Below are 20198 nucleotides of genomic sequence, written 5' to 3'. Positions count from 1 at the left end.
AAATCTTCTAATCGCTCTTCGGCGGTCGCCGTTTCGGTAGCCGACTGTGGTGCTGGAGCACGAGGTTCATATTCCCGGTATCCGCAGCGGTTGTCTCGGCCCACGGGACGGTTCGCATACACGGCAGTGGACAACCGATAACGTGTCGGTAGAAGCTATACTCCCCGAATGCTTCTCCGTGGTCTGCAGTGATCACGACATTGTCAGCATCGACGTTGTCGAGCAAAACTTCGACTTCATCGAGCACGAACCGAAGGTTCTGTAGGTATTCGTCCCACGTCTCGTCGCGATCGACGCGTCCCGCTCTGAGCGCATCAAACGGTTCCTGTAGGTCGGGATCATCGGCCAGTGGATAGGGATCGTGTGGATACATGTAGTGGACGACCAGCCGGTCAGTGCTACGATTTCGGCCTGCCGCAATTGCACGGTCGGTCGTATAGCGTGGGTGAACACGAGTGCCATCCTCACTCCCGACCATCCACTCAGCAGAGTCGTCAAACTCTACCCGCCAGAGTTCCTCGAGATAACCGAAGTCCTCGGGACTGACGACATCGTACTCGGATGGTCCGAACGGCATCGCTGCGTGTCCCGTATCGCCGCCGTTATCGAGTACCCGCTCCGTATACCCGTTTCCGGTCACGTATGCGGTATCCTGAATCTCGTCCCGATATTCGGCGTCAAAGGTATGGTTCATCCATTCGAAAGACGTACTCCCGACTGAGGTTATCGAGTCGTCGACGGTCAGGAACTCGTACTCGTCGGCGACCTCCCGTAATGCATCAACACGACAGGCGTCGAGAATGATGAGCGCATCCCAATCACGTTCGAAAATGTTGGTTCCGTACGGATACTACTTCGTGATACTGAGAAGGAACGCGACGTAGATATAATAGATCGGTCGGAAAACACGTGACAACAGCGGTTTATCCGTCTCCCGGAAATTCGATATACTCTGAGAGAACAACTTTGTAAAGCTAACTGTCATTAGTGGTGAAGTGATTTGCACCTGTTTATCACTAACGGAATGCGTCAGATAGGGTTCTAATTTCTTTAGTATTTCCTCGTGTATAATATGGCAGGTGTATATTCCACCTACCGAAGTATACAAATATGCCCGTCCGAACCCATACGTATGGATCAGCCGAACGTTCTTCTCGTTATTCTCGACAGTGTTCGTGCCCAAAACGTGGGCCATCTTGGCTATCCGCGACAGACAACACCACGTCTGGACGAGTTTGCAACCCGATCGACGACCTATACAACTGCGAAATCACCCGGTATTCACAGCATCTCGAGTCACGTGAGTATTTTCACCGGCTATCACGTGGCCGAGCATCGGGCTACGTCGCATAGTGCGAATTTAGCGTCCGGACATACGATTTGGGAAGAGCTAGCTGACGACGGGTACCGGACTGGACTGTTCACACCAAACGCGATCGTTTCTGAATCTTCGAACCTTTCGACGTTCTTTAACCACGTTGTGGGACCGAAACGTGATGAACTAGTATTTCCGGATGCGCTCGGTCCGGAACACGTTTCGGGAAATCCGAGTTACATCGAGTACGTTCGAGCGTGTCTCGAGAGCGAGTCACCACTCAAAGCCATCGCGAACGGGTTAGCGAGGGAGTTCGGCAATTCGAGCGCGGCACACGATCCGGAGAGAGAACACGGGGGAGAGTACGTCAAAGAGTTCCTCGAGTGGCGAGAGTCGAACGACGGCCCGTGGGCGGCGTGTCTCAATCTCATGGACGCTCATTATCCGTACTTGCCACAGGAGAAGTACGACCGGTGGGGCGGCGATGTCCTCCAAGACCTCCATCGAGAGGCAATGGGCGGGCCGCTGACGACCCAATACCTCGGCGACCGGCCGTTCTGGGAACTCGAAGCGTGTACGAGTCTGTACGACGGCTGCATCAGGCAAGCCGACGCGTACCTCGCCGAATTGCTCGACAGACTCGAGGCGGCGAACGAACTCGAGGACACCTTAGTTGTCGTGACGAGCGACCACGGCGAGGGGTTCGGAGAGTACAGCGTCGTGAACGACGCAGTACGTCTGATCGACCACAGTTGGGGGATCGGTGACGAACTCGCTCACGTTCCCTTGGTGGTCAAGTATCCCGGACAGACGGCAGGCGAAACCGTAACCGAACCCGCGTCGTTAACTCGATTTCCGTCAGTCGTGAAAAGCGTCATCGACGGTGAGAGAGGGAGTTTCGTTCCGGACGACGGCTATACGATCACGAGTTCGTACCGACTCGAGGAGCCAGCAACGGAGTTACCGTTGCCGGAGAGCGAGCGGGAACCGTACTTCGGGCCGTGGCATGCAGTCTGCCACGAACAAGGTGACAGAACGGTAGTTGACGCCATTCGTCGTGAGGACCAAGTTCGATTCGAATCGACGAGACACGATCAGCGAGCGGCGAGAGGACTCGCGGACCGGGAACTTGTCGAATCGTCCGTTGAAACCTTAGACCGAGTCGACGTGACGGAAGCCGACGGAGATATCGACGCCGAGGTCGAGCAGCGATTACACGAACTCGGATACAAGGCGTAAATAACGGCTGCAACCGAGAACAACGCGTGAATTATGTCTCGAGTACTTCGCTGTTAGTATCGAAAAAGAGGCCTTATTGCCTTCCCGCCCACCGGTAGGCGTATGCGACTGGGCCAGACATCGATCGTTCATTTCACCTCCCGGTTTTTGGCATCCATGCTTGGGTTCGTCGCGACGATATTTATCGCTCGATTTCTCGGTTCCGAGACGCTCGGTATCTATTATCTCGTGCTCTCGACGGTCTCTTGGCTCGGAATCGCAGTGAAAATGGGCGTTCCGAGTGCGATCAACAAACGCGTCAGCGAGGGCGAGGACGAAGCGGCCTACACGATCGCCGGCGGGACGATCGTCCTCGCCCTCTTCCTGATCGTCTCCGTACTCACCCTGCTCTTTCGCGAACAGATAAACGACTACATCGGATACCCTGCCGCGGCAGCCGTGGTACTGTTCTTATTCGTGAATCTCGTTCAGTCATCCGTAAACTCGATACTGAGCGGACAACACCTCGTCCACATCTCGGGTATCTTCAATCCGATTCGGACCGGAACACGGAGTCTCGTCCAAATCGGAGCCATTCTCGCTGGGTTCCAGATAACCGGTCTCTTCATCGGGTATACTGCTGGGTACGCACTCGTCTCCGTACTCGGGCTCTGGATAGCGATTCGTCATTTCGACTCGATCTCGCTCCCGACGGTGGAACACTACCGCCGGATCGTCTCTTATGCGGAGTACTCGTGGCTCGGCGAGATCCGTTCGCGCGCGTTCAACTGGGTTGACGTCGCCGTCCTCGGGTTCTTCGTGTCGTCGTCGCTCGTCGGAATCTACACGGCGGCTTGGAACATTGCGGTGTTTCTGATACTGTTCGGCGGCTCACTGAGCGAAACGCTGTTCCCCGAGATGAGTTCGCTCTCGGCGGACGACGACTCAGAATCGGTCGCGGAACTATTCGAGGCTGCGCTCACGTACGGTGGGTTGATCCTCATTCCGGGGCTCGTCGGAGGAACGCTGCTCGGTGAGCAATTACTCCGAGTGTACGGCGAGGAGTTCACGCAAGGAGCGACCGTTCTCTCAGTTCTCATCGTCGCGACGTTGATTCAGGGGTACCAGCGACAGTTCACGATGACGCTCGACGCGATCGACAGGCCCGACGTGTCCTTCAAAATCAACGCTGTATTCATCGGGGCGAACGTCCTTCTAAACGTCAGTTTGATCCCGATCTTCGGTGTTGTCGGTGCGGCGGCGGCGACTGCTTCGTCAGTCGCCATTAGTCTCGTCATCGCCTACATTTCTCTCTCGTCACTGGTCGAATTCTCCGTTCCCGTCGGAGAGATCGGACGACAGTGGATCGCGGCAGGAATCATGGGCCTCTTCGTCTACGCTGGTCTCTGGTTCGAGGCAGAATACGTAAATCTCAGCAGTAATATCGCCGTCGTGCTAGCGCTCGTTGGACTCGGCTCGGTCGTCTACTTCACGACCCTCATCGTCATCTCCGCTCACTTCCGGCTGACTGTCGATCAGAACCTTCCAATCGATCTCCCGCTGGATTGGACCTGACGTGTGCGATCGGATATATGCATCCGAACTGGAGATAATGTGGCACCCTGTTACCGAGAGGATTTTATCAGGCTGTCGACGAAGATAGTATATGACATCGCCTAACGTTCTCCTCGTCGTTCTCGATAGCGTTCGAGCGGCGAATACGAGCCTTCACGGCTATTACAACGAGACGACACCGAATCTGGAGGAGTTTGCGTCAGAGGCGACGGTGTACACGCAGGCGCGCTCACCGGGCATTCATAGCATCGCGAGCCACGCGAGCCTCTTCACTGGATACGAGGTTGCTGAACACCGTGCCGTAGATCACACGGCGGAACTCAAGCGGGGAACGACCATCTGGGAGGAACTTTCCGAGGAAGGGTATCAAACTGGTCTCTTTACGTCCAACACTGTCGTCGCCGAAGCGTCCTCGCTTGCACGGCCGTTCGACGATGTCGATGGACCGTCGTCTTCGACGTACCCGTTTCCTAATGCGTTGTCACCCGATGAACTGAGCGGCGCGACCGGAAAAACGGAGTATCTTACCGCCGCGCTCAGCAGTGATCACCCGATCAAATCGTTATACAACGGTGCTAGCGACCAGATCGAACAAATTCGGGGACCGACCGTTGATCACGACGAGAGCCGCCAGCATATCGAATCGTTTCTCGAGTGGACCGACGACCGGAGTGACCCGTGGGCGGCGTGTATAAACCTCATGGACGCCCACTATCCATACCTTCCGGCGACGAGGTATGATCGATGGAGCAGTTCGGAACTCCGAAGTCTCCACGAGGGGATCAGTGAGCCGTTGTTACGTGAGTTTTTGGGCAATCGTCCGTGGTGGCAACTCGGAGCATTCGAGTCACTGTACGATGGGTGCATACGGCAGGCCGATGCGATCGTCGGCGAATTGATTGAGGCGCTGAAGGCCCGCAACGACCTTTCTGAAACCGTACTCGTTATTACGTCCGATCACGGGGAGGGATTCGGAGAACCGTGCGAGCTCGGAACACCGATACGGCTTATCGATCATAATTTCGGGATCAACGAGGAGCTAACACACGTTCCACTTCTCGTTAGTACACCCGACGACAATAGTGGGTTGACTATCGATGCTCCTGTTTCGCTAACCCGGTTCCCCGATGTCGTGCGCGCCTACGTTGAGGGCCATCCTCGAACGTTCGAGAGCGACGACCCCGTCGTCACTTCGACGTATCGGATGCAGGAACCAGGTGATGAACTTCCGCTTGAACCGGACGACCGAGAGCCGTACTTCGGCCCGTGGCACGCGGTGTACAGCACCCAAGATGGGGCCGTTCGAAAGGATGCACGCAATGGCGATCGGGATGCGTGCGTCCTGATCCAGAACGCTCGAGAGCGATCCGTCGTCGGTGGCGCCGACCGACCTCTGATAGAGGAAACCGTTTCGGCTCTCCAGCCGGCCGATGTCGTTTCCGGCACACAACACGCATCCGACTCGATCAAACAGCGACTGAACGATCTCGGATACATTCAGTAGCCTTCGAGACAGGGACTGTTCAGTAGCTATTGATTCTATCTGAATCGCGTTCGAGTTCTGCTCCGTACCGTGCAGACAGGGCAGTAACGATCCCCGCTCCGGTCGAGTCCCGAGCAAGCCGTCCCGAAGACATATAACACTCAAGTATAATCGGTGAGCATATGCAAGCAGTCGTACTGGCCGCGGGAAAGGGAACTCGCCTCCGGCCGCTTACCGAAGACAAGCCGAAGGTCCTCGTCGAGGTCGACGGGAAACCCCTCATCGAGGACGTTATGGACAACCTCATCGAGGTCGGTGCGACCGAATTCGTCCTCGTCGTCGGCTACATGAAAGAGAAGATAATCGAACGCTACGGCGACGAATACGAGGGCGTTCCGATCACCTACGCCCATCAGCGCGAGCAGCTCGGACTCGCCCACGCGATCCTGCAGGCGGAACCGCACATCGACGACGACTTCATGCTCATGCTCGGAGACAACGTCTTCCGGGCGAACCTCGGCGACGTGATCAACCGCCAGCAGGAGGAACGGGCCGACGCCGCGTTCCTCGTGGAGGAGGTCCCTTACGAGGAGGCCTCGAGGTACGGCGTCCTCGATACGAACGAGTACGGGGAGATCGTCGAAGTGATGGAGAAACCCGACGATCCGCCGTCCAATCTCGTCATGACCGGCTTCTACACGTTCACGCCGGAGATTTTCCACGCGTGTCACCTCGTCCAGCCCTCGGCTCGAGGCGAGTACGAACTGCCGGACGCGATCGATCTCCTCATCCAGTCCGGGCGGACCATCGACGCGATCCGGATGGACGGCTGGCGCATCGACGTGGGCTACCCGGACGATAAGGACCGCGCCGAGGAGCGACTGGGTGACGCTGAAGTCGCGGTGCCGACCGAGTAACGACGGCACCCGCTCACTGCTGTCGCCGCCGCTCGAGCACGCGCCGCACTCTTTATCGAGCGACGACGCGAGTTCACTCGAGGGACGCCGAACTCCCCGTCCGTCGCGCATCGACTCGTCGCTTGAATCCCCAGACGAGGACGCCACAGAGGCCGGCGACGAGTGCCGGCCAGCGGTCGGTGCTCATGTAGAGCCCGCCCGAGGGCGGCCGGTACTCGGTCAACGGCCAGAACGCGGCGTAGGAGTACCCAGTCGGCGTCATGAGTCCCAGATCGAGGAGGTGGTGTGACGCCGCACCGATCGCGACCAAGAGGACCGCGTCTCGGCGGTGCTCGGGGGCGAACAGGAGCGATCCGAGGAGGGCGACGACGATCGTTCCGCCGAGGGTGTGCAGCGGTCCCCACGCGAACGGAACGCCGAGCAGATAGCTGACGAACTCGTCCGGGAACGCGAGATCGGCCTTCACGAAGTCGGGCGAGAGCGCGCCGACCATCGCGAGCGTGACGTGTGCTCGCCGCAGTCGCGGGTAGCGAATCGACAGGACCGTCCCGATGATGTAGCCGACGATAGCGTGCGTGAGGACGTCAGGCACCGCGATCACCTCCGCTCGCAGACCCTCGAGGCCACGGGGTCACGTCCCGAAGGGAGAGCGGGTCGTCCCGAGGGACGAACGCGAGTCGGTCGAAATCGAATCGCCAGTCGCGGGCGAATCGGCCGACGACCCAGAGGCCGGCGACAAAGGAGACGAGAAGCATGTACGCCGTCCCGGCCGTATCACCGATCGTCGTGCGCTCGGCGACGAGGGTCGACTCGTCCTCGAGCGTGCCGAAGGCGGTCACGCTGTCGCCCCGCTCGAGCGGTTCGTCCCCGTTCTGGAGCCCCTCGTTTGCGTTCACGAGGGTGAACCTGCCGGAGCCGCTGGCGCGAGTCGCGATAACGACGGGATCCGTCTCGACGACTCGGCCGCCGAGGGCCACACGATCGCCGACGTAGGCTTCGCGGTTCTGGGTCACGTCGACCTCGGTCGGATGGTCGCTATCCGTCAGATCGCCGGGGATCGTGCCGGCCCAGCACACGAATCCGGCCAGAACGACGAGGAGGACGACGCCTGCCACGAGGCGACCGCGTTGGCCGAAGGGTTCCTGCATGCCTTTCTAGAGGCGTCCGAATAGCAAGAATAGCTTTCGTGTTCGTGACGGTCACTGATCGCGGTCGGTCCGGCCGCTCGAGCGCGTTTCGGCGTCCCTGCTCGGGGATAGTCGGCCGAAAAGCGCGGATCCGTCTCGAGCCGACCGAACCCAAAAGGGACTAACGAGACCGGCGCGTCTCGTCCGCTATGAACGTCTCCATCGTCGGCAGCGGCTACGTCGGCACCACCGTCGCCGCCTGCCTCGCGGACCTCGGCCACGACGTGATCAACATCGAGATCAACGAGGACATCGTCGACGCGATAAACGCCGGCGAGGCCCCGATCCACGAGTCGGGCCTCGCGGAGCGAATCGCCGAGCACGCCGGTACGACCCTCCGCGCGACGACCGAGTACGACGATGTCCGCGATACGGACGTGACCTTCCTCTGTCTGCCCACGCCCCAGTCCGACGACGGGAGCCTCGACCTCGCGATCATGCGGGCCGGCGCGGAGTCGCTTGGCCGCGCGCTAGCGGACAAGGATGACGACCACCTCGTGGTCGTCAAGAGCACGGTCCTGCCTGGCACCACCGAAGACGTCGTCGGCCCGATCCTCGAGTCCGAATCGGGAACCCCGCTCGGGGACGGCATCGAGATCGCGATGAACCCCGAGTTCCTCCGGATGGGGACCGCGGTCGGGGACTTCCTCGAGCCGGACAAGGTGGTCTTGGGAACGGCGAGCGAGGGAGCCGCCGCGACGCTGCGCGAACTGTACGCGCCGATCCTCGAACGGGAGGAGACGGACCTCGTCGAGACGGACATCCGCGAGGCCGAACTCATCAAGTACGCGAACAACGCCTTCCTCGCGTCGAAAGTCTCGCTGGTCAACGAACTGGGCAACATCGCCAGGGAGTACGACGCGGACGCCTACGAGGTGCTCGAGGCGGTCGGCCTCGACGATCGGATCTCGGAACGGTTCATGCGCTCGGGCCTCGGCTGGGGCGGCTCCTGTTTCCCGAAGGATGTCAACGCCCTGCGGGCCGGCGCTCGCGAGCAGGGGTACGACCCCGAACTGCTCGACGCCGCGGTCGCGGTCAACGACGAGCAGCCGCGACGGCTCGTCGGCCTGCTCGCGGATCACGTCGACCTCGAGGGGGCCCGAATCGCGGTCCTCGGACTGTCGTTCAAGCCCGGCACCGACGACGTTCGGAAGTCCCGCGCGCTGGACGTGATCGAGTACCTCGCGGATCGCGGCGCGGACGTCGTCGCGTATGATCCGGTCGCGATCGAGAACGTCCGGCCCGATTACCCCGAAATCGAGTACGCCGAGTCGGCCGAGGGCGCACTCGAGGGGGCGGACGGTGCCGTCGTCGCGACCGACTGGCCCGAGTTCGACGACCTCTCCTTCGAGGGGATGGCCCGGTCGGTCGTGGTCGACGGTCGGCGGATCGACATCGACGAAGACGCCCTCGAGGTCTACGAGGGACTGACTTGGTAACGCGGTGATGGCCGCGTTCCGAGGGACCGACCGTGATCGCCCTTCGCGTTCGGAACCGAGAGTGCCAGCAGCACGCCGACGTAAAAGCCCGACACTGGTCAATCAGTAGCCTTTTGCAGTTCGGAGGGGGAATAGTGCCCGATGGAAGATGACGCGGTTCGTGCGGGCTCGAGTATCCTTTCGGACGGCGCGGGGACGGTCGCCGTGACCGAGGACGCCCGCGAGATCTCGTCCGACGACGTTTGCATACTCATCCCAACGCTCGACGAAGCGGCGACGATCGCCGACGTGATCGAGGGCTTCTACGAGCACGGGTACACGAACGTCGTCATCGTCGACGGCGACTCGAGCGACGACACGCGCGAGATCGCCCGCGAACACGGTGCCGAGGTGCTGGTCCAGTCCGGCGACGGAAAGGGCCAAGCCGTTCGCGAGGCCCTCGAGTACATCACGGTCCCGTACGTGTTGATGGTCGACGGCGACGGCACCTACGATCCGGCCGACGCCGACAAGATGCTTGAGCCGCTTTCGCGGGGGTACGAGCACGTGATCGGCAACCGCTTCGCCGATATGGACGACGACGCGATGCGCGCCCTGAACGGCTTCGGCAATCGGATGATAAACCGCGCGTTCGGGTTCGTCCACGGCGCGAACTACGAGGACATCCTGTCGGGCTATCGGGCGTTTACCGTCGACTCATTCGAGCGGCTCTCGCTCGACTCGGACGGCTTTACGATCGAGACCGAACTCGCCGTCGAGTGTGTCAAACACGGCGTCGAGACGACGGTCGTCCCGATCAGTTACAGCGCCCGGCCCGACGAGTCAGAAACCAATCTCCACCCGGTCAGAGACGGCGGGACGATCCTGCTGGCGCTGTACTCGCTGGCCAAGACCAACAACCCGCTGTTCTACTTCGGGAGCCTCGGCGTGACCGGCATCCTGTCGGGCGGCCTCATCGCGACCTACGTCCTCTGGGAGTGGATCCAGTACCAGCAGGGCCACGAGATCATGGCGCTCGCCTCCGCGGCCGCCGTTCTCCTCGGCGTCCAGCTGCTCATGTTCGGCGTCCTCTCGGACATGCTCGTGACCCTCCACCGCGAGCAGCGACGCCGCCTCGAGCGGATCGCTCGAGACTCGCGCGACGAGTAACGGACGTCGTGAATCGGGTCTTCGCAGTGTCCGTTTCTCAGCGTCCGAGATCAAAACAATACGTTCGTCCCCGACACCTGTGACCGGAGCCAGCGACGAGCGATCAGTGGACGACGCCGACCCGGGTTCAGAACGGCAACAGCGAGCGAAACTGTGCGACGACGCCGTTCGAGTTGTTCCGTCGGTACGCTTCGAACGGCTTGTGGAGCGCGTTCAATAGCTCCTGTCGGGAATCGAACTCCTCAGCCGGGACTTCGGCGAGCATCTCGCTGAGCGGGACGTCGTTCCCGTGAACGTCGTAGGGGATGCGCTCGTGGCCGATTTCGGCCCTGATATCGTCTTTCGTCGCCGGAAAAGACAGGTCCGAATTCCTGAGATGAGCGTCGACGGCGGCGATGCCGAACTCGATACTGTCGGGTTCCTCGTCGTCTCCGCTCGATGGTGGCCGAACTCCCATACCTAGCACCCGCTACGGAGCCAGATATAAAAATGGCTGTGGAGACGGTCGGCGGCGAGCCGACTGGACCAGCAGGTCGCTGCCTGTCGACACTCCTTTGGGCCCCGCGACGGAGTATGGGATATGACCGAGTATACCACGGTGTCGATCCCGAAGGACCTCGCGGACCGGGTCGAGGACACCATCGAGGGAACGAGTTTCCAGAGTACGAGCGACCTCGTTCGGTTCCTGTTGCGCAGCATCGTCATCCAACACCAGAAGGAAGGCGAACTCACCGAAGCTGAATTCGAGGAGATCACCGAACAGCTCCGCGGACTCGGCTACCTCGAGTAGTTCGGTCCGTCATCGTTCGTCTTCCCTCATTCGTCGCCGTCGCAGCAACTCCATCGCTCGGCGTCTGAGAACAGTGCTTTTGGGCCTCGAGGCACTAGTTCCGACGGGGTCGAGAGTATGCCACACGTTCCGAACTTCCCGTCAGACGACTCCGACGACGGCGACGAGCGCGATCGGAACTCCGGTCGCATCATCGATCGAATTATCGGCGACGACGAGGTCCCGGTACCGATCGCATAACGCACCGTCCCGTCTTTTTCGAGCGCGCGACTCAGTCCGTCAGCGATTGCCCCGGCGGCGAGGCGTCGACGATCTCGAGGGGCTGGCGCGTCCCGCTGCGGTCGAACGCGCCGAACGACCGCTCGTCGACCTCCCACGGCGGGACGGCGACGAAGATCACCTGCGCCAGATCGTCCCGTCGCGTCACCTCGAGTTCACCGACGGGGTGGGAGACGAATCGGCCCTGCGTCTGGCGGGCGGGCGTCGAGAGATCGACGCCGAAGACGGCGTTGACGGGATTACCGGGGTCGGGGAGAAAGAAGTCGGTGAAGACCGGCGTCTCGGGCGGGATTCCGTCCGCGCCCTCGAGGTCGCTCGCCGGGGTGACCGAGACGCCGGTCGTCACGTCGTCGGGATCGGCGTCGCTGGCGAGATCCAGCAAGACGTCGACGAGCCCGCGGGTTACGTAGACCACAGGGCTGCTTTGGGTGCGGGGTAGTTAGATGTATGCCTCGCGCGGGATGGCGTCGCTCCGCGCTGTCGATTATCGTTAGAAGGGGAGCATTTCCCACGCCGTCGACGCGTACAGCCGCGGGGCTCGCTTTCGGGACCCGGCGAGCGCCGCCTCGAGGACGCGCGCACCACCGTCCATCACGCCGGATCCGTGGCCGACGAGGACGCGTTCGGGCGCGACGCCGCGGAGTGGCGTCCGCGGTGGTGTTAGTCGCAACATGGGATGGACCCCGAGTTCCTCGTCGCCGGCGAGGAAGAACTCGGCCGTGCCGACCGATTCGGGGACGACGAGCGTCCCGTCGGCCGGGTTGTAGAGGGCGACTTCCTGCCAGAAGCGGCTATCGATGAGCGTGATGGCTCGGATCCCGGTATCGGAGAGTTCGTTGTCGAAGCGGGCGACCGCGGCGTCGAGTTCCCCGGTGACGCCCTCGAAGAACTCGGGGAGGTAGACGGGAACGTCGTGTCGGTCCGCGACGGCGGCGGCGTCGCGCTTGTGCCGATCGAGGGTGACGACGACGCCGGCCACGTCGCCGAACTCGGCGAACAGGTCGTCGATCCCCTCTGCGTCGACGGGGTCGACGACCCAGACCTCGCCGTCTACCGCGAGGGCGTGGCTGGCGCGTTGCATCCGTTCGTCGGGGTGGGCGATCCAGCCGACGCCGCCGTCGAAGCGGTCGATCTCGCGGAAGTCGGTCGCGCGCTCGTCGACGCGGAAGCTCATACGAGCGTGATACGGCCGCACAGCCCATAAACGTATAGTAGCCACTGAAAGTCAATGCACACCTGATCGCCGGACTACGTTGTGATCAGTGTGTGAATCGTTTCAGTGGCTACTAGAGGCGAACGGTCCGGGACGCGGCCCCGATGTGTCTCGAGCATCGACGACTGCGAGCGGTCGCTCACGGACCGTTCGGCGGGGACTGCCGGCGACGCTTCTATGCACCCGCTTCGCGTACGGTCGGGCATGCTCACCGGGCTGGCTTGGCTCGCCCTCGAGGCAAAGTTCCTCGAGTCGGCGAGGGAGTTCTACGAGGAGCAACTGGGGCTAACCGTCAGCGAACACGGGGCGGACGAACTCGCCTTCGCGGCCGGCGAGACCGATCTCGTCTGCCGCCGCCCCGACGACCTCCCGCGGGGTGGTCTGCACACGCACTTCGCGTTCTCGATTCCCGAGGACGAGTACGACGACTGGTGGGACCGACTGGACGACGAGTACGACCTCGAGGAAGCCCAGTTCGGCCCCGCGCGGTCGCTGTACCTGTACGATCCCGACGGCAACTGCGTCGAACTCGGCCAACAGGATGTGGCCGGCCCCGGAATCGATGGGATCTTCGAGGTCGTCCTCGAGGTCGAGAGCCTCGAGCGCGCACGGGAGTTCTACGAGGATTTGGGCTTCGAGACCGTCGATACCGGAGAGAACCGCAAGCGCGTGCGACTACACGGGCCGATGGCCCTCGAACTCTGGGAACCCCATCTCGGCATCGCCGACGCCCGCGGCGGCGTCCACGTCGACCTCGGGTTCGAGACAGACGATCCGAGCGCGGCGCTCGCGGCGGTCCGGGACCGGATCGGCTCGCTCGAGCGGGAGACCGAGGCGGAAATCGTCGTCCGCGATCCGGACGGCCACTTTCTGACGTTTACCGCGCCGTGACTCCTGTTCTCCGACGCCGACAGCATTGACTCACACCCCTTCGTCGCCGATTTCGAGTCCGCTCAGAGGCGTTCGGTACTCACGTCGACACCCGGCGGCGCGACGAGCAGAAAGCCCCGGAAGTGGACGAGGTTCCCGCCCGCTTCCTTGACGTCCCGCGCGAATCCGGCGGCCAGATCGTTGACGTCGCCGTCGACGTTCAGTACCAGCACGTTCCCCTTCGAGATCGCCTCGAGCCACTCGTCGGCCGGCGTCTCCCCGTCGAGAACGCCGAGGACGATGCTGCCCTCGATCTCGAGTTCGTCGTCGATGTGCTCCTCGACGGTCCGAAGGTCGAGGTCGAAATCGCTCATACGGGCTGGGTGGAAGCGGTACGAGAAAAACGTTCGGCATCGACCTTTTACGCTGCGGTCTGTCGCGCTGGCGGCACCATAGCTGCCGCACAGCGCACCGTCCCTCGGTAAAAGGTCGATCAAAAGCACGTCGTCACCCCCTCAGCCGCGCCACCGGCGCGGCTTCGAGGATTCCTCGGCCCGCTCGCTCACTGGCTCACGGCTTCGCCGTTCGCCTTTCCGCGGCGCAAAGCGCCGCGCATCCGTTCGCTCGCGGATGCTATTCTTTGGTCCGACCGCTCACCGACACACGACCGTGTCCGTTCGTCGTTGCGCGGCACGTAGCGGCGCGCACCCGTTCACTCCCGATCACTGTCGAGTACGAGACGATCAGTCCATGGGGAACTCCTTCTGGAACCCGCGGAACTCCGTCCGGTGGGCCTCCTCGTCGGTGAGGATCGTCACCGCCACGTCCTCCGTGACGGGATCGTTCGCCTCGGTCGCGGCCTCGATCAGGGACCGGTAGGTCTCGATGGCGTCCTCCTCGGCCTCGAGGACGCCCTCGATGACCGACTGGACGTCGGTCGTGTCCTCGGGCGGCTGGAGGCTGTGCTGGTTGGCCTCGAACGACTCCGAGCCGGGCGGGGACTCGTCGAGCTGTTTCAATCGCTCGCCGATCATCTGGGCGTGGTCGAGTTCTTCCTGTATGTCCTCCTCGAGGCTCGTCTTCACTTCCTCGGCGTGAATGCCGTCCAGCACGATCGCGTTCGAGAGGTAGTTCATCACGGTCTCGAGTTCGTCGTTGTACGCCTCCGTCAGCAGATCGGTGATCTCGTCGGTCGTCATGCGCGCTCCCCTACCACGACCGGGCATAAAGTCCTGATACGCGCGCTTGCGTCGTCGTTCATGTCGCAGATTCGGGGCTCAGTCGACGTGTCGATACCGCAGCCTCGAGCGTGACCATCGAGTCCCGGCGACGATAACTGGCTGCCCGTCTTCGAATCACATCGAAATTGGACGATTTTTATTTCGGGGCGGGATTCGGGAAGCGGTACCGACCGAACGTCCACAGCAGAGCGCGCGCCAGCGCTCGAGCGAGCCGATTGGCCGTGGGTGGGCGATCATTCGCGCTCGAGACGCGGAATTCGCGCCGCTCGGCCGAATCGGACTAAACAATACTAGGATGTACGAGTCAATAATAGGCCGACGCCGTCCTTCGGTTTTCGAACCTTGATTATTGATGGTGGGTGTTATTAGATACCATGAATCGTCGTCGACAGCGGTAGCTTTATATATATCGTCGCACCTCGGATTCAGATACAATGTCTTCACAAGACAGCCCATCCTCTGATACCAATCAGGGGGGTCGAGTTCTTCCAGGGCACGTTAGATTCCACTGACGAAATAGAGTCAGCACGTGTCTTCGATACGACCCTCCGGGACGGCGAGCAGTCGCCCGGCACATCGTTTTCCTACGACGACAAACGGCAGATCGCGTCCATTCTGGACGACATGGGAACCCACGTCATCGAGGCCGGGTTCCCCGTCAACTCCGACGCGGAGTTCGAAGCCGTTCGTGATATCGCTTCGGCGACCAGTTCGACGACCTGCGGGTTAGCCCGCGTCGTCGACAAGGACATCGAAGCGGCCCTCGATTCCGGCGTCGAGATGGTGCACACGTTCGTCAGCACCAGCGACGTCCAGATCGAGGATTCGATGCACGCCACCCGGGAGGAAGTCGTACAGCAAGCAGTCGAGTCGGTCGAACGCATCAAAGCGGCGGGCGCGACCTGCATGTTCTCGCCGATGGATGCGACCCGAACCGACGAGGAGTACCTGATTGAGGTCATCGAAGCGGTCTCGGATGCGGGTACCGACTGGATCAACATTCCCGACACCTGCGGCGTCGCCACGCCGACCCGGTTCCGGGCCATGATCGAGAAGGTCTGTGCCCACACCGACGCGCAGATCGATGTCCACACCCACGACGACTTCGGGTTGGCCACCGCCAACGCGCTGGCCGGCATCGAAGCGGGTGCGGCACAGGCGCAGGTGTCGGTCAACTCGATCGGCGAGCGGGCCGGCAACGCCGCCTTCGAGGAGTACGTGATGGCCGTCGAGTCGCTCTACCAGTGCGACACCGGGATCGACACGACGCGCATCACCGAGCTCTCGAACGTCGTCGAGGAGAAGAGCGGGATGGACACGCCGGGCAACAAGCCCGTCGTGGGCTCGAACGCCTTCTCCCACGAGAGCGGCATTCACGCCGCCGGCGTCATCGAGAACTCCGATACCTTCGAACCCGGCGTCATGACCCCCGAGATGGTCGGTGCCGAACGCCGACTGGTCATGGGGAAACACACCGGGACCCACTCGGTCCGCGAACGGCTCGTCGAATCCGGGTTCGACCCCACCGACGAGCAGGTCCGTGCGGTCACCCGCCGGGTCAAAGACTACGGGGCCGAGAAGCGCCGTGTCACGGTCGACGACCTCGAGCGCTTCGCCGAAGAGGCCGATATCGAGCGTCAGCACGAGGAGGAGGAGGAGGTGCGCGCCTGAGGGATGTCCTCCCCGTTTGCCACCGTCCGCGAGCATCGGGTATCGCGTTCGAGCAGTCGGACTCGAGTGACCCGTAACGATTATGTCCCTCGAGAGAGCTACGTAGACAGTAATGACGGTCCGCGCTCCACTGTCGGCTCGCGTTCGCACGGTCGGCAACAGCGCGCTCGCTCCGATTCGTATTGTAGGGGCGTTCTAGCCCCATTTTCAGCACTTCGTAGCCCCGGACCCGAATTCGCGGTATCGTTCTCCGAGCGATCACCAATCCAGCAGATGACATACTACCGTACACCACCCGATCGCCTGCAAACGGCGGGAGACAACCGATGAGCGAACGCGCAGCAAAGGTCACGCCAGCGGACGACGAACAGGACGACGACCAAATCACCGACAGCGCCGCGCCCGACGCGGCCACCGACGCGTCGACCGAGTCCGAGACCACGACCGATCCCGTCACGACGGGTGCCGAATCCGTCGTGCGCGCACTCGAGAACGCGGGCGTCGAGTACGCCTTCGGCGTGCAAGGCGGGGCGATCATGCCCGTCTACGACGCGCTCTACGACTCGGACATCTACCACGTGACGATGGCCCACGAGCAGGGCGCGGCCCACGCGGCCGACGCCTACGGCATCGTCTCGGGCGAGCCGGGCGTCTGTCTGGCAACGTCGGGGCCGGGCGCGACCAATCTGGTCACCGGCATCGCCGACGCCGACATGGACTCGGACCCGCTGCTCGCGCTAACCGGGCAGGTTCCGACGGAGTTCGTCGGCAACGACGCGTTCCAGGAGACCGACACCACCGGCGTCACGACCCCGGTCACGAAGGAAAACACCTTCTCGAGCGACTCGGATCACGTCGGGAGCGACGTCAGCGAGGCGTTCGCACTCGCCCGCGAGGGTCGACCGGGGCCGACGCTGGTCGACCTGCCGAAAGACATCACGAACGGCGAGACCGACCGCGAGCCGGACGCGCCGAAGGTGCCCGACACCTACGAGGTCCAAGAGCGGGCCGACGAGGAGATCGTCGCGGCCGCGGCCGAGCGGATCGAGAACGCCGACCGACCCGTCTTGCTGCTCGGCGGCGGCGTCATCAAGGGCGAGGCCAGCGAGGCCTGCCGGGAGTTCGCCATCGAGCACGAGATCCCGGTCATCACCACGATGCCCGGCATCGGCTCGTTCCCCGAGGATCACGAGCTCTCCCTCGAGATGGCGGGGATGCACGGCACCGGCTACGCCAACATGGCGATCACCCACTGCGACACGCTGATCGGCATCGGCACCCGGTTCGACGACCGACTGACCGGCGGGATCGAGACCTTCGCGCCCGAGGCAGAGCTCATCCACGTCGACATCGACCCCGCGGAGATCTCGAAGAACATCTACGCGGACTACCCGCTGGTCGGCGACGCCGAAACCGTCGTCGAGCAGCTGTCCGACGCCGTCGACGAGTCGCCGGAAGCCAAGAAGTGGCGCGCGCAGTGCCAGCAGTGGAAGTCCGACTACTCGATGGCCTACGACGCGCCGGAAGACGAACCGGTCCAGCCGGAGTTCGTCATCGAGGCCTTGGACGAGGCCACGAGCGACCGCGCGATCGTCACCACCGGCGTCGGCCAACACCAGATGTGGGCCTGCCAGTACTGGACCTACACCGAGCCCCGCACGTGGGTCTCGAGTCACGGTCTCGGGACGATGGGCTACGGGCTGCCATCGGCCATCGGCGCGCGGATCGCGGCCGACGACGATCAGGAGGTCGTCTGTATCGACGGCGACGGCTCGTTCCTGATGACCCTGCAGGGGCTGTCGGTCGCCGTCCGCGAGGAACTCGACATCACCGTCGCCGTGCTCAACAACGAGTACATCGGCATGGTCCGCCAGTGGCAGGACGCTTTCTTCGACGGCCGCCACTCCGCGTCGGACTACGGCTGGATGCCCGAGTTCGACAAGCTCGCCGAGGCATTCGGCGCTTGCGGCTTCCGGATCGACGACTACGACGACGTCGCCGAGACGATCGACGAGGCGATCTCCTACGACGGCCCGTCGGTGATCGACGTCCACATCGACCCCGACGCCAACGTCTACCCGATGGTTCCCAGTGGCGGCGACAACGGTCAGTTCGCACTGACGGAGGACCAGCTATGAAACGCGGACTCGAGGGACCTGAACCCGAGGAGCGACCGTCCCCCACGGGGCGGCGCAACAAGCAGGGCATTCGCATCGACCCCGAGGTCGAAGCGACCCACGAGCCCCGCCGGACCGTCATCTCGGCGCTGGTCACACACGAACCCGGCGTGCTCTCGGACGTCTCGGGACTGTTCTCGAGGCGGCAGTTCAACATCGAGAGCCTGACCGTCGGCCCGACAGAAGACGAGGATCGCGCGCGGATCACGATCGTCGTCGAGGAGCCCGACCCGGGGATCGACCAGATCGAGAAACAGCTGCGCAAGCTCGTGCCGGTCATCTCGGTCCGGGAACTCGAGCCCGACGCGATGCGCCGGGAGCTGGCGCTGATCAAGGTCGACGCCGAGCGCCCCGATCAGGTCGCCGCCGTCGCGGACATGTACGACGGGAAGACCGTCGACTCGAGTCCGGAGACGGCGACGATCGAAGTGACCGGCGCGCGTCAGAAGATCGAGGCCGCGATCGACACCTTCAGCCAGTTCGGGATTCGGGAGATCTCCCGGACGGGGACGACGGCGCTGGCCCGCGGCACGGACCGAACGGCCGCTCCCAGTTCGACAGCACAGCCCGCCGACGAGGCGAACCACGACGACCAATACACACCAGCAGACGATGACTGACGACTTCACCACCGACATCTACTACGACGACGACGCAGACGTATCGACGCTCGACGACGAGACCGTGGCCGTGCTGGGCTACGGGAGCCAGGGCCACGCCCACGCACTGAACCTCCACGAGAGCGGGGTCGACGTGATCGTCGGCCTGCGCGAGAGTTCGTCCTCGCGATCGGCCGCCGAGGCCGACGGACTGACCGTCGAGACGCCCGCCGACGCGGTCGCACAGGCCTCCTACGTCTCCGTGCTCGTGCCCGACACCGTCCAGGCGTCGGTCTACGAGAACGCCATCGAACCCAACCTCGAGGAGGGTGACACGCTGCAGTTCGCCCACGGCCTGAACATCCACTACAACCAGATTCAGCCCCCCGAGGGCGTCGACGTGACGATGGTCGCGCCGAAGAGCCCGGGCCACCTCGTCCGCCGCAACTACGAGAACGACGAGGGGACCCCCGGACTGCTGGCGGTCTATCAGGACACGACCGGCGACGCCGAAGAGCGCGCCCTCGCGTACGCGAAGGGAATCGGCTGTACCCGCGCCGGCGTCATCGAGACGACGTTCCAGGAAGAGGTCGAGTCCGACCTCTTCGGCGAGCAGGCGGTGCTGTGTGGCGGCGTCACCTCGCTGGTCAAACACGGTTACGAGACGCTGGTCGACGCGGGCTACTCGCCGGAAATCGCCTACTTCGAGTGTCTCAACGAGCTCAAACTGATCGTCGACCTGATGTACGAAGGCGGGAACATGGAGATGTGGAACTCCGTCTCCGACACCGCCGAGTACGGCGGTCTCACCCGCGGCGACCGGATCGTCGACGAGTCGGTTCGGGAGAACATGGAAGAGGTCCTCGAGGAGGTCCAGAACGGCGAGTTCACGCGCGAGTGGATCGTCGAGAACCAGGCCGGCCGGCCGAGCTACAGTCAGCTTCGGAACGCCGAGCAGAACCACGACATCGAGGAGGTCGGCAGCCGACTGCGCGACCTCTTCGCGTGGGCCGAGGAAGAGAGTGAAGACGAAGACGAGTCCGTCCAGGTGCAGGCGGACGACTAACGAAAGCAC

21 protein-coding genes are annotated in these 20198 nt (G+C 62.7%); 13 read left to right on the top strand and 8 right to left on the bottom strand.

All coding sequences use genetic code 11. The annotated features are described in order from the left end of the window. Positions 1-7: 7 nt before the first annotated feature. Positions 8-640, bottom strand: coding sequence for an alkaline phosphatase family protein (locus FEJ81_RS05190; protein ID WP_138244278.1), 633 nt, complete (start codon positions 638-640; stop codon positions 8-10). Between the two features lie 432 nt (positions 641-1072). Between FEJ81_RS05190 and FEJ81_RS05185 the strand changes: the two genes are divergently transcribed. The 4 genes from FEJ81_RS05185 (at position 1073) to aglF (ending at position 6508) form a co-directional block, all read left to right on the top strand. Then, complete coding sequence (locus FEJ81_RS05185) at positions 1073-2554, top strand: sulfatase-like hydrolase/transferase (protein ID WP_138244277.1); 1482 nt, start codon at positions 1073-1075, stop codon at positions 2552-2554. 102 nt (positions 2555-2656) lie between these two features. Continuing rightward, positions 2657-4108, top strand: coding sequence for an oligosaccharide flippase family protein (locus tag FEJ81_RS05180; RefSeq protein WP_138244276.1), 1452 nt, complete (start codon positions 2657-2659; stop codon positions 4106-4108). A gap of 91 nt (positions 4109-4199) precedes the next feature. Continuing rightward, positions 4200-5612, top strand: a complete 1413-nt coding sequence (locus FEJ81_RS05175) for a sulfatase (RefSeq protein ID WP_138244275.1) — start codon at positions 4200-4202, stop codon at positions 5610-5612. Between the two features lie 161 nt (positions 5613-5773). Further along, complete coding sequence (aglF, locus tag FEJ81_RS05170) at positions 5774-6508, top strand: UTP--glucose-1-phosphate uridylyltransferase AglF (RefSeq protein WP_138244274.1); 735 nt, start codon at positions 5774-5776, stop codon at positions 6506-6508. 73 nt (positions 6509-6581) lie between these two features. Here the strand turns inward: aglF and FEJ81_RS05165 are convergent, their stop codons facing one another. Beyond that, positions 6582-7109, bottom strand: coding sequence for a metal-dependent hydrolase (locus FEJ81_RS05165; protein ID WP_138244273.1), 528 nt, complete (start codon positions 7107-7109; stop codon positions 6582-6584). Continuing rightward, positions 7093-7656, bottom strand: a complete 564-nt coding sequence (locus FEJ81_RS05160; RefSeq protein ID WP_138244272.1) for a hypothetical protein — start codon at positions 7654-7656, stop codon at positions 7093-7095. Before FEJ81_RS05160 ends, FEJ81_RS05165 begins: the two co-directional genes overlap by 17 nt. Before the next feature lie 188 nt (positions 7657-7844). Between FEJ81_RS05160 and aglM the strand changes: the two genes are divergently transcribed. Then, the gene (gene aglM / locus FEJ81_RS05155; RefSeq protein WP_138244271.1) at positions 7845-9134 is read left to right on the top strand and encodes a UDP-glucose 6-dehydrogenase AglM; all 1290 of its coding nucleotides are present in this window, start codon (positions 7845-7847) and stop codon (positions 9132-9134) included. A 141-nt stretch (positions 9135-9275) separates the two neighbouring features. Further along, the gene (aglJ, locus tag FEJ81_RS05150; RefSeq protein WP_138244270.1) at positions 9276-10283 is read left to right on the top strand and encodes an S-layer glycoprotein N-glycosyltransferase AglJ; all 1008 of its coding nucleotides are present in this window, start codon (positions 9276-9278) and stop codon (positions 10281-10283) included. Between the two features lie 127 nt (positions 10284-10410). On the opposite strand, the gene FEJ81_RS05145 is transcribed toward aglJ, so the two are convergent. Continuing rightward, positions 10411-10740 (bottom strand): DUF5789 family protein, encoded by a 330-nt coding sequence (locus FEJ81_RS05145; RefSeq protein WP_138244269.1) that lies wholly within the window; start codon positions 10738-10740, stop codon positions 10411-10413. A 123-nt stretch (positions 10741-10863) separates the two neighbouring features. On the opposite strand from FEJ81_RS05145, the gene FEJ81_RS05140 reads away from it, so the two are divergent. Further along, positions 10864-11073, top strand: a complete 210-nt coding sequence (locus FEJ81_RS05140) for a ribbon-helix-helix domain-containing protein (RefSeq protein ID WP_006179895.1) — start codon at positions 10864-10866, stop codon at positions 11071-11073. A 117-nt stretch (positions 11074-11190) separates the two neighbouring features. Further along, entirely contained in the window at positions 11191-11313 is a 123-nt protein-coding gene (locus FEJ81_RS24125; RefSeq protein WP_267877927.1) for a hypothetical protein, read from the top strand. Between the two features lie 31 nt (positions 11314-11344). Here the strand turns inward: FEJ81_RS24125 and FEJ81_RS05135 are convergent, their stop codons facing one another. Together FEJ81_RS05135 and FEJ81_RS05130 are read right to left on the bottom strand one after the other, a co-directional pair. Continuing rightward, positions 11345-11767: an MPN domain-containing protein gene (locus tag FEJ81_RS05135; RefSeq protein WP_138244268.1), complete on the bottom strand. Its 423-nt coding sequence runs from the start codon at positions 11765-11767 to the stop codon at positions 11345-11347. A 75-nt stretch (positions 11768-11842) separates the two neighbouring features. Continuing rightward, positions 11843-12526, bottom strand: coding sequence for a hypothetical protein (locus FEJ81_RS05130; RefSeq protein WP_138244267.1), 684 nt, complete (start codon positions 12524-12526; stop codon positions 11843-11845). A gap of 243 nt (positions 12527-12769) precedes the next feature. Between FEJ81_RS05130 and FEJ81_RS05125 the strand changes: the two genes are divergently transcribed. Further along, positions 12770-13456: a VOC family protein gene (locus FEJ81_RS05125; protein ID WP_138244266.1), complete on the top strand. Its 687-nt coding sequence runs from the start codon at positions 12770-12772 to the stop codon at positions 13454-13456. Between the two features lie 62 nt (positions 13457-13518). Here FEJ81_RS05125 and FEJ81_RS05120 read toward each other — a convergent pair whose 3' ends face one another. Together FEJ81_RS05120 and FEJ81_RS05115 are read right to left on the bottom strand one after the other, a co-directional pair. Beyond that, on the bottom strand, positions 13519-13809 hold the full coding sequence (locus FEJ81_RS05120) for a DUF5779 family protein (RefSeq protein ID WP_138244265.1): 291 nt from the start codon (positions 13807-13809) through the stop codon (positions 13519-13521). A gap of 369 nt (positions 13810-14178) precedes the next feature. Then, positions 14179-14634: a ferritin-like domain-containing protein gene (locus tag FEJ81_RS05115; RefSeq protein WP_138244264.1), complete on the bottom strand. Its 456-nt coding sequence runs from the start codon at positions 14632-14634 to the stop codon at positions 14179-14181. A gap of 501 nt (positions 14635-15135) precedes the next feature. On the opposite strand from FEJ81_RS05115, the gene FEJ81_RS05110 reads away from it, so the two are divergent. The 4 genes from FEJ81_RS05110 (at position 15136) to ilvC (ending at position 20189) form a co-directional block, all read left to right on the top strand. Continuing rightward, entirely contained in the window at positions 15136-16347 is a 1212-nt protein-coding gene (locus FEJ81_RS05110) for a LeuA family protein (RefSeq protein WP_229504778.1), read from the top strand. Positions 16348-16673: 326 nt separating this feature from the next. Next, positions 16674-18485, top strand: a complete 1812-nt coding sequence (gene ilvB / locus FEJ81_RS05105) for a biosynthetic-type acetolactate synthase large subunit (RefSeq protein WP_138244262.1) — start codon at positions 16674-16676, stop codon at positions 18483-18485. Continuing rightward, on the top strand, positions 18482-19144 hold the full coding sequence (ilvN, locus tag FEJ81_RS05100) for an acetolactate synthase small subunit (RefSeq protein ID WP_138244261.1): 663 nt from the start codon (positions 18482-18484) through the stop codon (positions 19142-19144). Before ilvB ends, ilvN begins: the two co-directional genes overlap by 4 nt. Continuing rightward, complete coding sequence (ilvC, locus tag FEJ81_RS05095) at positions 19137-20189, top strand: ketol-acid reductoisomerase (RefSeq protein ID WP_138244260.1); 1053 nt, start codon at positions 19137-19139, stop codon at positions 20187-20189. Before ilvN ends, ilvC begins: the two co-directional genes overlap by 8 nt. The last annotated feature ends 9 nt before the right edge of the window (positions 20190-20198 follow it).

The sequence above is a fragment of the Natrinema versiforme genome (genome assembly GCF_005576615.1).
Lineage (GTDB): Archaea > Halobacteriota > Halobacteria > Halobacteriales > Natrialbaceae > Natrinema > Natrinema versiforme_A.
Note: the sequence above shows the minus strand (reverse complement) of the source record. Positions and strands in the feature narration are given on the sequence as shown.

Coding starts and splice junctions, on each gene's coding strand:
- aglJ (WP_138244270.1), top strand. CDS start 9,276: ATGGAAGATGACGCGGTTCGTGCGGGCTCGAGTATCCTTTCGGACGGC.
- FEJ81_RS05140 (WP_006179895.1), top strand. CDS start 10,864: ATGACCGAGTATACCACGGTGTCGATCCCGAAGGACCTCGCGGACCGG.
- FEJ81_RS05115 (WP_138244264.1), bottom strand. CDS start 14,634: ATGACGACCGACGAGATCACCGATCTGCTGACGGAGGCGTACAACGAC.
- FEJ81_RS05120 (WP_138244265.1), bottom strand. CDS start 13,809: ATGAGCGATTTCGACCTCGACCTTCGGACCGTCGAGGAGCACATCGAC.
- FEJ81_RS05180 (WP_138244276.1), top strand. CDS start 2,657: ATGCGACTGGGCCAGACATCGATCGTTCATTTCACCTCCCGGTTTTTG.
- FEJ81_RS05130 (WP_138244267.1), bottom strand. CDS start 12,526: ATGAGCTTCCGCGTCGACGAGCGCGCGACCGACTTCCGCGAGATCGAC.
- ilvN (WP_138244261.1), top strand. CDS start 18,482: ATGAAACGCGGACTCGAGGGACCTGAACCCGAGGAGCGACCGTCCCCC.
- FEJ81_RS05145 (WP_138244269.1), bottom strand. CDS start 10,740: ATGGGAGTTCGGCCACCATCGAGCGGAGACGACGAGGAACCCGACAGT.
- FEJ81_RS05125 (WP_138244266.1), top strand. CDS start 12,770: ATGCTCACCGGGCTGGCTTGGCTCGCCCTCGAGGCAAAGTTCCTCGAG.
- ilvC (WP_138244260.1), top strand. CDS start 19,137: ATGACTGACGACTTCACCACCGACATCTACTACGACGACGACGCAGAC.
- FEJ81_RS05160 (WP_138244272.1), bottom strand. CDS start 7,656: ATGCAGGAACCCTTCGGCCAACGCGGTCGCCTCGTGGCAGGCGTCGTC.
- ilvB (WP_138244262.1), top strand. CDS start 16,674: ATGAGCGAACGCGCAGCAAAGGTCACGCCAGCGGACGACGAACAGGAC.
- FEJ81_RS05185 (WP_138244277.1), top strand. CDS start 1,073: ATGGCAGGTGTATATTCCACCTACCGAAGTATACAAATATGCCCGTCC.
- aglM (WP_138244271.1), top strand. CDS start 7,845: ATGAACGTCTCCATCGTCGGCAGCGGCTACGTCGGCACCACCGTCGCC.
- FEJ81_RS24125 (WP_267877927.1), top strand. CDS start 11,191: ATGCCACACGTTCCGAACTTCCCGTCAGACGACTCCGACGACGGCGAC.
- FEJ81_RS05175 (WP_138244275.1), top strand. CDS start 4,200: ATGACATCGCCTAACGTTCTCCTCGTCGTTCTCGATAGCGTTCGAGCG.
- aglF (WP_138244274.1), top strand. CDS start 5,774: ATGCAAGCAGTCGTACTGGCCGCGGGAAAGGGAACTCGCCTCCGGCCG.